This is a genomic window from Actinoplanes sp. NBRC 103695 (assembly GCF_030269485.1).
Classification (GTDB): domain Bacteria; phylum Actinomycetota; class Actinomycetes; order Mycobacteriales; family Micromonosporaceae; genus Actinoplanes.
The window spans coordinates 34,657-46,670 of sequence record NZ_BSTL01000007.1; the positions used below are offsets into that span (position 1 = coordinate 34,657).

The 12,014-nt window shown below is 71.8% G+C and carries 11 protein-coding genes; 7 read left to right on the forward strand and 4 right to left on the reverse strand.

Annotation, left to right across the window (positions count from 1 at the left end; all coding sequences use genetic code 11):
- From QSK31_RS13425 to hemB, 6 genes are all read left to right on the forward strand, one after another.
- On the forward strand, positions 1-648 hold the full coding sequence (locus QSK31_RS13425; protein WP_285683966.1) for an HAD family hydrolase: 648 nt from the start codon (positions 1-3) through the stop codon (positions 646-648).
- A gap of 240 nt (positions 649-888) precedes the next feature.
- The gene (locus QSK31_RS13430) at positions 889-1,626 is read left to right on the forward strand and encodes a redox-sensing transcriptional repressor Rex (protein WP_285683967.1); all 738 of its coding nucleotides are present in this window, start codon (positions 889-891) and stop codon (positions 1,624-1,626) included.
- Complete coding sequence (locus QSK31_RS13435; RefSeq protein WP_285683969.1) at positions 1,623-2,912, forward strand: glutamyl-tRNA reductase; 1,290 nt, start codon at positions 1,623-1,625, stop codon at positions 2,910-2,912. Before QSK31_RS13430 ends, QSK31_RS13435 begins: the two co-directional genes overlap by 4 nt.
- Positions 2,909-3,838 (forward strand): hydroxymethylbilane synthase, encoded by a 930-nt coding sequence (hemC, locus tag QSK31_RS13440; protein WP_285683971.1) that lies wholly within the window; start codon positions 2,909-2,911, stop codon positions 3,836-3,838. Before QSK31_RS13435 ends, hemC begins: the two co-directional genes overlap by 4 nt.
- Positions 3,839-3,923: 85 nt before the next feature.
- Positions 3,924-5,510, forward strand: a complete 1,587-nt coding sequence (locus QSK31_RS13445; RefSeq protein WP_285683972.1) for a bifunctional uroporphyrinogen-III C-methyltransferase/uroporphyrinogen-III synthase — start codon at positions 3,924-3,926, stop codon at positions 5,508-5,510.
- 19 nt (positions 5,511-5,529) lie between these two features.
- The gene (gene hemB, locus QSK31_RS13450) at positions 5,530-6,519 is read left to right on the forward strand and encodes a porphobilinogen synthase (RefSeq protein ID WP_285683974.1); all 990 of its coding nucleotides are present in this window, start codon (positions 5,530-5,532) and stop codon (positions 6,517-6,519) included.
- Here hemB and QSK31_RS13455 read toward each other — a convergent pair.
- The 4 genes from QSK31_RS13455 to QSK31_RS13470 all read right to left on the reverse strand — a co-directional run bounded on the left by QSK31_RS13455 (position 6,513) and on the right by QSK31_RS13470 (position 11,180).
- Complete coding sequence (locus QSK31_RS13455) at positions 6,513-8,576, reverse strand: tetratricopeptide repeat protein (protein ID WP_285683976.1); 2,064 nt, start codon at positions 8,574-8,576, stop codon at positions 6,513-6,515. The two genes, hemB and QSK31_RS13455, sit on opposite strands and share 7 nt — an antisense overlap.
- A complete protein-coding gene (locus tag QSK31_RS13460; protein ID WP_285683978.1) occupies positions 8,573-8,926 on the reverse strand; it encodes a hypothetical protein in 354 nt (117 codons plus the stop codon). Before QSK31_RS13460 ends, QSK31_RS13455 begins: the two co-directional genes overlap by 4 nt.
- Before the next feature lie 5 nt (positions 8,927-8,931).
- Positions 8,932-9,888 (reverse strand): GNAT family N-acetyltransferase, encoded by a 957-nt coding sequence (locus QSK31_RS13465; protein WP_502872946.1) that lies wholly within the window; start codon positions 9,886-9,888, stop codon positions 8,932-8,934.
- Positions 9,889-10,022: 134 nt separating this feature from the next.
- Positions 10,023-11,180: a lysozyme family protein gene (locus QSK31_RS13470; protein WP_285683980.1), complete on the reverse strand. Its 1,158-nt coding sequence runs from the start codon at positions 11,178-11,180 to the stop codon at positions 10,023-10,025.
- Between the two features lie 417 nt (positions 11,181-11,597).
- On the opposite strand from QSK31_RS13470, the gene QSK31_RS13475 reads away from it, so the two are divergent.
- Positions 11,598-11,813: an FmdB family zinc ribbon protein gene (locus QSK31_RS13475; RefSeq protein ID WP_285683983.1), complete on the forward strand. Its 216-nt coding sequence runs from the start codon at positions 11,598-11,600 to the stop codon at positions 11,811-11,813.
- Positions 11,814-12,014: the final 201 nt, after the last annotated feature.

Below are 12,014 nucleotides of genomic sequence, written 5' to 3' on the forward strand. Positions count from 1 at the left end.
GTGCGCGTGGCGCGTACGCATCTGGTCTGGGATTGGAACGGCACTCTGCTCGACGATTTCGCGCTGGTGGTCACGGCGACCAACCACGCGTTCGCGGCGGTCGGGGCTCGCGATGTCACTCCGGATGAGCATCGCCGCCGGTTCCGCCGTCCGGTCGCCGAGTTCTACGCCGAGATCCTCGAGCGGGCGGTCGACGAGGACGAGTTCGGCAAGCTGGACCGGATCTTCCACGACGCGTACCGGCTCGGGCTGACCACGATGGCGCTGGCGGCCGACGCCAAGGAGGCGCTGACCAGCTGGCCGGGCAGTCAGTCGCTGCTGTCCATGTGGTTCCACGCCGAGCTCGTCCCGACTCTCGAGACGTACGGCCTGGCCGGTCACTTCACCCGGGTGGACGGGCTGCGCACCGAGGTCGGCGGCGACCTGAAGGCCGGGCACCTGGCCGCTCACCTGCGTGAGATGGATGTCACCGGGGCGCAGACCGTGCTGATCGGCGACTCCCTGGACGACGCGGCCGCGGCTTCGTCGAACGGGGCCGCGGTCGTCCTCTATACCGGCGGATTCACCGATGCCACCCGCCTGCGCACCGCCGGGTGCCCGGTCGCGGACACGCTGGTCGAGGCGGTCGAGATCGCGCGGACGCTCTGATACCGGTCGTCGGCAACGTGACGCGATTGGTCTGAAGGCGGTTGGACCGGTAATACTCGGATGAGCTCGCCATTAGCACGGCGAGTGGATCTTCGTCCAGACCTCCTATCAAGATCGCGATTTGTGCACGCCTTCACAAGCGCCTACTCTGTGGCACTGATGAGCCCCGGTATCACAGCCGGACCTTGCCGTCCACGGTGGGCTCTCTGCAGGCCGGCCATCTCGTCGTCACGGAGTCAGATGAGCGAGCAGCGACACGGAACCACGCACGGCGCCCCCGGCGCGGTCCCCGCCTTTCCGGATCTTCCCGAGGCGACGATCGCCCGGCTGCCGGAATACCTGCGTGCGCTGCACAACCTCGAGGACGGCGCCGAGACCATCTCCAGCGAGGGTCTGGCCGCCGCCGCCGGGGTCAACTCGGCGAAACTTCGCAAGGACCTCTCTCACCTGGGTTCGTACGGCACCCGAGGCGTCGGCTACGACGTGGCGCTGCTGACCGCCCAGATCGAGTACATCCTCGGCCTCGATCAGCGCCGGGCCGTCTGCCTGGTCGGCGTCGGCAACCTCGGCCACGCGCTGGCCGGCTACGACGGCTTCGCCGGCCGCGGCTTCCGCATCGTCGCGCTCTTCGACGCCGCCCCGGGTCGTGTCGGCGAGGTGATAAACGGACTGCTCGTCCGGCACATCGACGAACTTCCTCAGGTCGCCGCCGAGGAGTCGATCGCGATCGGCGTGATCGCCACCCCGGCCTCCGCCGCGCAGGCAGTCGCCGACGATCTGGTCTCCGCGGGGGTGACCAGCATCCTGAACTTCGCGCCGTGCGTGCTGTCGGTGCCCTCCGGGGTCGACGTCCGCAAGGTCGACCTCGCCATCGAGCTGCAGATCCTCTCCTTCCACGAGCACCGCAAGGCGTCGCTGACCGCGCTGCCCGGCGGCCGGGTGAACGGCGCGGTCGGCACCGAGGCGGTGGGCTCGTGAACCTGCTCTGTGTCGGCACCTCCTACCGCACCGCCGACGTCGCCACCCTGGAACGGCTCACGTTCACCCCGGCGCAGCTGACCGAGGTGCTCGCTCACCTGGTCAAGCAGCCCTATGTCGGCGAGGCCGTGGTCGTTTCCACCTGCAACCGGGTCGAGGTGTACGCGGCGGTCAGCGGATTCCACGGCGGCCTGGGCGACATCTGCACCGTGCTCGCCGAGCACTCCGGCATCGGTGCCAGCGAGCTCGCCGCCCACCTCTACGTGCACTACGACGAGGCGGCCGTCCGGCACGCGTTCCGGGTCGCGGCCGGTCTCGACTCGATGGTCGTCGGCGAGGCGCAGATCCTCGGGCAGCTCCGCGACTCGTACCACGTGGCCACCGAGGCGGACACCGCCGGCCGGCTCCTGCACGAGCTGATGCAGCAGACCCTCCGGGTCGGCAAGCGGGCGCACGCCGAGACCGGCATCGACAAGGCCGGGCAGAGTGTGGTCACCGCCGCTCTCGACGTGGCCGCCCAGCAGATCGGCGACCTGACCGGCCGGCCCGCCCTGGTGATCGGCGCCGGCGCGATGGGCGCGCTCTCGGTCGCCACACTGACCAGGGCCGGCGTCGGGCCGCTGCGGATCACCAACCGCGGCGCCGAGCGGGCCGCACGCCTCGCCGAGGCCTACGGCGCGACCGCGATCCCGTACGCCGAGCTGGACGCCGCGCTCGCCGAGGCCGAGATCGTCATCAGTGCCACCGCGTCATCGTCGCCGGTGCTCGACCGGGCCATGCTCGCCGCCGCCGCGCCGCTGGTCGTGCTCGACCTGGCCGTGCCGCGTGACGTCGCCCCCGACGTGACCGGTATCGACGGCGTCACCGTGATCGACATCGAGGGACTGGCCGCCGGCCGGCGTGCCCTGCCCGCGGCCGCCGAGACCGCCGCCGTGGAGCAGATCGTCGTCGCCGAGGTCGAGCACTTCCTGGCCTGGCTGCGCGGCACCGAGATCGCCCCGACGGTCGCCGCACTGCGCACCCGGGCCGACGACGTGGTCACCGCCGAGCTGCGCAAGCTGACCTCGCGACGGCCGGAATTCACCGAGGAGCAACGCGCCGACGTTTCCCGTACGCTGCACCGGGTCGTCCAGCAGCTGTTGCATTCGCCGACCGTCCGGGTCCGGCAACTGGCCGCCGAACCGGGCGGCGATCAGTACGCCGCCCTGCTGCGCGAGCTGTTCGACCTGGACGTTCCCATGGCCACACAGGCAGACGCCGTACCGGAGATCGGGGGTAACGCATGAGGACGCCACTGCGTCTGGGCACCCGCGGCTCCGCGCTGGCCCTGGCACAGTCCCGGATGGTCGCGGACGCGGTCACCGCGAGCACCGGTCACCCGGTCGAGTTGGTGCGCATCGCCACCGCGGGGGACAAGTCGGCGGCGCCGGTCGCCGAGCTGGGCGTCGGGGTCTTCGTGTCCGCACTGCGGGACGCGCTGATCGCCGACGAGATCGACTTCGCCGTGCACTCGTACAAGGACCTGCCCACCGCCGGGCACCCGAGCCTGCACATCGCCGCAGTTCCGGAGCGTGCCGACCCCCGTGACGTGCTGATCGCCCGGGACGGGCTGACCCTCACCGAGCTGCCCGCGGGCTCGGAGATCGGGACGGGCGCGGTGCGCCGAATCGCGCAACTGCACGCTTTGGGCCTACAGTTGCGGATCACTCCGATCCGGGGCAACGTCGACAGCCGGATCGCTCGGGTGCTCGGCCCCTCGGCCGACCTCGACGCGGTCGTCCTGGCCCGGGCCGGAGTGCAGCGCCTCGGCCGCACGGCCGAGGTCACCGAGACGCTGGACCCGATGCTCATGCTGCCCGCCCCGGCCCAGGGCGCGCTGGCGGTGGAGTGCCGGACCGGCGACGCGGACCTGATCGAGCTGCTGGCCGCACTCGATCACGCACCGTCCCGCGCCGCCGTCGTGGCGGAGCGGGCGATGCTCGCCACGCTGGAGGCCGGGTGTTCCGCCCCGGTCGCCGCATACGCCGAACTCGCCGAGGGCGAGGACGGCGACGAGATCTACCTGCGCGGTGCCGTGATCAGCCCGGACGGGGGCCGAGACGTCCGGTTGTCGCGCACTGGAACGCCCGCCGACGCTGCGGAGATCGGCAAGGCGCTCGCCGCCGATCTTCTCGACAATGGCGCCGACACCCTGATGGGGAGCACAGCATGAGCGACTGCACCGAGCGGCACCCAGTCGCACCAAACGACGGCCTCGTGCGCGAGGGCCAGGAGCGCATGCTCAAGGAAGGCACAGCATGACCACCCGCACCGCCCGTAAGCCCGCCGGACGCATCGCGTTCGTCGGCGCCGGACCCGGCGACCCGGAGCTGTTGACGCGCCGGGCGCACGACGCACTGGTCGAGGCCGACCAGGTGGTCTATGACAGTGGCGTCCCCGATTCGCTGCTCGCCGCGATCAAGGCCCAGGCCAAGGCGGACGCGCAGTTCAGCCCGGCCGAGGGCGCGTCCGGTGACGTGGCCAAGGTGTTGATCTCCGCGGCCCGCTCCGGGCTGTCCGCGGTGCACCTCGTGTCCGGCGACCCGTTCGGACACGACTCGGTGGTGCGCGAGGTGCAGGCGGTCGCGCGTACGGCCGTGCACTTCGAGGTCGTCCCGGGCATCGGCCAGGCCGAGGGTGTCGCCACCTACGCCGGTGTGCCGCTGCCGGGCGTACGCATCGCGGCCGACGTCGACGACGTGGCCGCGCTCGACTTCGAGGGCCTGGCCAACGCCACCCGCAAGGGTTCCTTCGCGGTCGCCGTCGACGCCGGTGACCTGGCCGCGGTCCGCGACGGCCTGCTCGCCGCGGGCATCGAGCCCGGCACCGCGGTCGCCGTGACCGGCGACGGCACCGGCGAGACGCAGTACACCACGACGTCCACCGTGGACAGCTTCGTGGCCGCGGCGCTCGGTTTCACCGGCCGGGTGGTGCTCACCGTCGGCAGCGAGGTCGCGCAGCGCGACAAGCTGAGCTGGTGGGAGAACCGCCCGCTGTACGGCTGGAAGGTGCTGGTGCCGCGCACCAAGGAGCAGGCGGGCGCGATGAGCGCGCGGCTGCGGGCGTACGGCGCCATCCCGTGCGAGGTGCCGACCATCGCGGTCGAGCCGCCGCGCACCCCCGCCCAGATGGAGCGCGCGGTCAAGGGCCTGGTCGACGGCCGGTACGCCTGGGTCGTCTTCACCTCGGTGAACGCGGTCCGCGCGGTGTGGGAGAAGTTCGCCGAGCACGGCTTGGACGCCCGCCACTTCGGTGGCGTGAAGATCGCCTGCATCGGCGAGGCGACGGCCGAGGCGGTCCGCGCGTTCGGCATCCAGCCCGAGCTCGTGCCGGGCGGCGACCAGTCCAGCGAGGGTCTGCTGGCCGAGTTCTCGCCGCACGACGAGATCCTCGACCCGGTCGGCCGGGTGCTTCTGCCGCGCGCCGACATCGCCACCGAGACGCTGGCCGCCGGCCTCATCGAGCGTGGCTGGGAGGTGGACGACGTGACCGCGTACCGCACGGTCCGCGCCGCGCCGCCGCCCGCCGATATCCGTGACGCCATCAAGTCCGGTGGCTTCGACGCGGTGCTCTTCACCAGCTCGTCGACGGTCCGCAACCTGGTCGGCATCGCCGGCAAGCCGCACGCCCGCACGGTCGTCGCGGTGATCGGCCCGAAGACGGCCGAGACCGCCACCGAGTTCGGCCTCCGGGTCGACGTGCAGCCGCAGCACGCGTCGGTGCCCGACCTGGTCGAGGCGCTGGCCGAGTACGCGATCGAGCTTCGCGAGAAGCTCGCCGCCATGCCCGCCAAGCAGCGGCGTGGATCGAAGGTGCAGGGGCCGACGGCTCTCCGCTTCCGCTAGTCCCGTTAGGGGTTCCGCCATGTCCTACCCGGACATCCGCCCGCGTCGCCTGCGCCGCAGCGCCGCGATCCGTCGCCTCGTCGAGGAGACGCGGGTGGCGCCGGCCGAGCTGGTGCTGCCGCTGTTCGTCAAGGAGGGCCTCACCGAGCCGAAGGCGATCTCGTCGATGCCCGGCTCGGTGCAGCACTCGCGGGAGAGCCTGCGCAAGGCGGCCCACGACGCGGTCAGCGCCGGGGTGGGCGGCCTGATGATCTACGGCGTGCCCGCCGACGGGAACAAGGACGAGACCGGCAGCGGCGGCCTGGACCCCGACGGCATCCTCAACGTGGCGATCCGCGACGTGATCGCCGAGGTGGGCGACAGCACGGTCGTGATGAGCGATCTGTGCCTGGACGAGTTCACCTCGCACGGCCACTGCGGCGTGCTGGCCGACGACGGCTCTGTCGACAACGACGCGACCCTGGCGCTGTACGCCGAGATGGGCGTCGCGCAGGCCACGGCCGGCGCCCACATGCTCGGCGCCTCCGGCATGATGGACGGCCAGGTCGGCGCCGCCCGCAAGGCGCTCGACGCGGCGGGCTTCAAGGACACCGCCATTCTCGCGTACGCGGCGAAGTACGCCGGCGCCTTCTACGGCCCGTTCCGCGAGGCCGTGGAGAGCAGCCTGCAGGGCGACCGCCGCCAGTACCAGCAGGACCCCGGCAACGCCCGCGAGGCCCTGCGCGAGGTCGACCTGGACATCGCCGAGGGCGCCGACATCGTGATGGTCAAGCCCGCGATGCCCTACCTGGACATCATCACCCGCATCCGCGACCGGGTCGACGTTCCCGTCGCGGCCTACCAGGTGAGCGGCGAGTACGCGATGGTCGAGGCCGCCGCCGCCAACGGCTGGATCGATCGCGAACGGGTGATCCTGGAGTCCCTGACCTCCATCAAACGGGCGGGCGCCCAGATCATCCTCACCTACTGGGCCACCGAGGCCGCCCAGTTCCTCCGCGACCGCTACTGACCCTGGCGCAGCTCGTCGATCCAGCCGCGGGTGACCTCGGCCAGATCCTGCTCGCCGGTCTCCGCGAACGCCTCGGCCGCCGCGGCCCAGTAGTCGTGCGCCTCTCCCGCCCGGCCCGCCCGCACCAGCGCGGTGCCCACGTCGCACAGCGCCACGGCCTCGCGGTGCCGGTCGGCGAACGCGCGGAAGACGTCCCGGGCGCGGAGGTGCGCGGCCAGTGCCTCGTCGACCCGTCCCGCCTCGCGAAACGTGATACCGAGAGCGTTCCACGCCTGCGCCTCGCCGTGTTCGTCGCCGAGTTGGCGGAAGACGTCGCGGGCGCGTTCGTGCGCGGTGATCGACTCGTCGATGCGGCCGAGTTCGCGGAGCGCCCCACCCAGGTTGTTGGAGGCGTGGCCGCCGGTGGGGTGCCCCCCGGTCGCCGACCGGAACTTCTCGTCGGCCTCGGTCAGCGCGACGACCGCTTCTTCGGTCCGGCCCACCGCGCGCAGACCGCCGCCCAGGTTGCTGAGGGAGTTGGCCTCCCTGATGACGTCGCCGGTCTCGCGGAAGGCCGCGCGAGCCCGGCTCAGCATCGCGATCGACTCGTCGAGCCGGCGAACTCGCATCAGAGCGAGGCCGAGCAGGTTCCAGGCGACGCCCTTCTCGTGAAGGTCGTCCCGCCGTTCGCCGAGGTCGCGCGCGATCATGGCGGTGGCGATCGCGTCGGCGTTGTGCCGTCGTACGTCCAGGAAACGTCCCAGTGCCAGCGCGAGCTCCCAGCTGATCTCCGGCAGCCGCTGGTGGTGCGCCGTGACGCACACGCTGACCAGGTTCCTGTGCTCCGCGTCGAGCCACGCGAGGGCGGCATCCCGCTCCGGGAACTCCTCGGTCTCGGGCGATTCGCCCTCCCGCCACAGATATCTGGTCGCCGCCTGGGTGCGGCTCACGTAAAACCGGTAAAGGCGTTCGCGAGCCTCGGGTCCGTCCGGCGACGGAAGGGTGGCGGCGTAGAGGCGGACCAGGTCGTGCATGCGCCACCGACCGGCTACCGGCTCCTCGATCAGGTGCGCCCGGTGCAGGTCGGCCAGCACGTCCTCGCCGACGCCGGCCAGCACGGACGCGGCCGCGGTGGCGATGTCCGGGCCGGGATTGAGCGGCAGCAGCCGGAAGAGGCGTGCCTGATCCTCGGCCAGCTGACGGTAGGACAGGTCGAACGTCGCCCGGACGGCACTCTGCTGACGTGCCAGCGCGTCCAGGCGTACGTCATCCGCCCGGAGCTGCCCGGCCAACTCGTCCGGTGTCAGGCGAGGGCGATCCGCCAGCAGCGCGGCCACGATCCGAAGAGCCAAAGGGAGACCCGCGCACACCTCGGCGAGACTGTCCGCCGGCTCCGACAACCGAGGGTCCGCCGGGCCGCGGCGACCGGCGATCACCTCGCGGATCAGCGCGACGGCCGCGGCGACGTCCAACGTGTCCAGATCGTGCAGGCGGGCGTCGAGGTCCAGGGTGTGCCGCGACGTGATCAGGACCGGCACCCTGGCGTCCGTGGGCAGCAGTGGCCGGACCTGACCCTCGTCGGCCACGTTGTCGATGATCAGCAACAGGCGGCGGTCGTCGCGGACATAGGCGTCCAGCACGCTGCGCCACAACCGTGACCGGTCCTGCTCGGACGCCGGGATGTGCTCCCCCGGCACGCCGACCGCCTGCAACCAGCCGAGAAGGGCATCGCCGGCGGACAGCCGGCGCTCGGGGTCGTAGCCGAACATGTCCACGAACAGCACGCCACCCGAGAACCAGCGCAGCGCCCGATCGGCGACGTGCAGCACCAGCTCCGTCTTGCCGACGCCGCCCATCCCGGCTACCGCCGAGACCAGCAGCGCCCCCGCCTCGCGACCGGGCCGCAGAGCGCTCAACAGCAGCTCCACCTGCTCGTCCCGGCCGGTGAAGACCGTGGTCGGCGGTGGCAACCCGGTAAGCGCCGGGCGTACCTCGGCGGGCAGAACCACCCGCACGTCCCGGCCCATCACGACGGAGCTGAAGAAGACGCCGTCGGTGATCTGGTTGGACGTCGTCACTGGTCCTTCTCATGGACGTCGCGGCCCATGATCACCGGGCCGTGGAAGCGGCCGTTCCCGATCGCGTTGCGCACGTCGCCGGACTGCGGATCGGCCGGGTTGACGTCGCGGGCCATGGTCACCGACTCGTCGAACTCGCCCCTGGAGACGCGGTTGCTGACGTTGCCCGAGGCACGCCGGCCCTTGACCAGGCTGACGACGGCGATGGCCAGGCCGGCGGCGTTGAGGAAGAGACCCAGCACGCCGGCCCACCGGTCGGCATCCTCCAGGCCCACGCGCGCCAGGAGATACACCCCGCCGCCGACGGCCACGAGACCCAGGACGACGCCGCCGGCCCACCAGCTACGCATCGGTCCTACTCGGCGGGGGCGAGCTTCTGGACCAGATCGGCGACGTCGGTGCTGTACTCGAACCAGTCGCGGTCGGACTGGAAACCCAGCTCCGCGTTGACCTTGAGCATCGACTCGTTGTGCTGGGCGTTCCAGGTCTGCACCTCGAGCAGGCCGGGCTCGGCGGCGCGGAGCTCGAAGAGCATCCTGGCCTTGATGGCGCGGTCGATGCCGTAGCCGCGGTGGTCGCGGGCGACGATCGTGTCGTACTGGTCGGCGCGCTCGGGGTGCTGGGCCGGAACCACCACCTCGGTCAGGCCGGCCACCGCGCCGGAGGCCTCGTGGACAGCCAGCACGATGTACGGCTTCAGGCCGCGCCGATGCAGGGTGACCAGGCTGTCCTTGAGCCGCTGCGGGTCGGAGCTGCGCGGCTGCGTCTCCGGATCGTTGTCGTCGGCCTCGAGCTTCGCCTGGGCGTACGCCTCGATCACGTCGTCGGGCGGGCCGCCCGGGTGGTACTCGACCCGGTAGCCCTCGCTGATCCCGTTCGCCATCTTGCCGAGCGTGTCCCAGTCCACCTTGGACAGGTGCAGGACACTGCGCGTCTCGACGTACTCCTTCTCGAAGCCCATCGACTCGTAGAACGCGATCGCGGGAGTGTTGCCGATGGCCTCCACCCCGATCGAGGAGAAGCCCTCCAGGTACGCCCGGCGCACGGCGACCGCCACCAGCTCGCGGCCCAGCCCCCGGCGGCGCAGACGCGGATGCACCAGCACCTCGAGGACGCCGATGTTGCCCAGGAGCAGCAGGTTGACGTGCGCGAAGATGCGGCTCTCGCCCTCGGCGAGACGGTCGTCCTCGGCCACCCAGCTGATCCGGCGCTCGCCCGGCATCGTCTCGGCCAGGTACTCCCTGACCTGCGCCTCACGCCACGGGGGATCATCCGGCAGGTCCTCGGCCAGGACCGCGTTCACCGTCTCCACGAGCGATTGGATCTCACCATCCGCTGCCGCTCGCGGATCCCATTCACGCACCCTCACTCGTACAGCTTGCCGGGTGCGGGCACGTACGGGAAGTGCCGGGGAGGCATTCGTGCCTATCTGCTCACGCTCAGTTGTCAAACGCGACTGCGCTGACCATACTCATTCGCCGCGTCGAAGACCTTCTGTGCGTAGGGGCGCACCGCGTTGTACGTGAGGATCGCGTCCCACCAGGCGTCCGCCTTGGACAGGTCCCGCCCGCCCTTACACAGGTAGAGGGCCGCCGCGAGCGACGCGTCGTCGATGTCGTTGGGGTCGGAGGCGCCGCTGTTGTCCGCGTCCACCTGCATCTCCTGCCAGGTGGCCGGGACGAACTGCAGCGGACCGACCGCCCTGTCGAACGTGCTGTCGCCGTCGAGGCCGCCCTTGTCGGTGTCCGCGATCAGCTGCCGGCCGCCCTTGCCGTCCAGCGGCAGCCCGTAGATCGGCGGCTGCACAGACCCGTCCGCGTTCAGCACGGCGCCGTTCGCGCTGCCGTGCGACGACTCGACCTCAGCGATCGCCGCGAGGGTGGTCCAGCTCAGATGACAGTTCGGGGCGGTACGCGCGGCGACCAGCTCGGCGTACCCGTAGGCCTGCACGGCCACGACCGGGATGCCGACCCGGGTGCCGACGCCCTGCGCCCAGCCCTGCAGCGCGTCCGCCGGCCGGGTCGCGCCGACCGGAGGCGCCAGCGGATTGTTGAAGGCGCCGCCGCTGGGGTCGACCGGCGGCAGCACGGCCCCGCCGGTGGGCGCGACCGGGTCGGCGGCTGCCTGGTCCAGCGGGAAACCCGGGCTGCGGCTGGGCGCGACGCCGCTCTCCAAGGCTTTGGGTACGAGGTAAGCACCAGCGGCGCCGGCCGCCCCGATCAGCAGAGCGGCCGCCACGGCCGGGATCAGCAGCCGCCCCGAAGGCTTCCGCGCCCAGGCCGACGTGGTCCGCGTCGCCGACCGGGCCGCCTTGATCGGGTTGGCCCGCCGCAGCACCCGGGTGACCCGTTTCCCGGAAGCGGCGCCCGTGGTGACGACCACAGGCTTGTCGAGATCAACATCGACCCCGTCCTTCTTACCGCCGTCACCCTCGCCGTCCTTGCCGGCCCCGCCGTCCTTAGCAGTCCCGCCCTCGGCGGCCTTGTCCTTGGCTTCACCCTCGGACTTCTTGTCCGCGGGTTTGTTGTCCTCGGGCTCTTTGTCGGTCTTGCCCTCGGGCGCCTTGCTCGCGCCGGTCTCGCCGCCGGCTGCGTCACTGGACACCGCGTCCGGAGCCGGATCCTCGTCCTTGGACAGACCGGCCTTACTCTCCGCGTCGGCATCCTTGCTCGCCGCAGGCGTGGCCTCGGACGCGGTTGCCCGTCCGGCCCCCTCGGGTGCGGTGGATTCGGGCAGAACCTCGCCGGAGGGGGACGCTGAATCGGGCGATCCTGGGGCCGTGCCGGAATCGGGTGATCCGGGGGCCGCGCTGGAATCGGGTGATCCCGGGGCCGCGCCGGAGCTGCCGAGCGGCCCGCCCAGATGAGGTGCCGGCGGGCGCGCGCCGGGGGCCGCCGAGCCGTCGTTCCCGGGCCCGTCCGATGGGTTTTTGTGCCGCTCCGCCACGCGGTCGACACTACCCGGCGACCGCGAGCCGCATGGGGCCGCATTTTGTCGTATGCGGGGCCTACCCTGACCCTCATGCCGCGTTACGACTACCGCTGCCGGGCCTGCGGTGACACCTTCGAGGTCAGCCGCCCGATGGTCGAGGCCACCGCCCCCGCGTCCTGCCCACAGGGCCATGCCGACACCGTGAAACTTCTGTCCACTGTCGCCGTGACAGGCCGCGGTGGCGGCGCCTCGGCGCCCGCCGCCCCGTCCGGCGGCGGCTGTTGCGGCGGCGCCTGCGGCTGCTGACGACCGCGCCGCGCCGCGATCGACTGCGGCCCGCCAGGCCGCAACCGACTGCGACCGGCTGCGCTGCCATGACGCGATCGGCTGCGACCTGCCATGCCGCGACCAGACGCGATCGGCTGTGCCCGCCAGGGGCGATCGGCTGCGACTTGCCGCGATCGGCTGTGCTCGCCAACGTCACGATCGGCTGCGACCTGCCGCGAC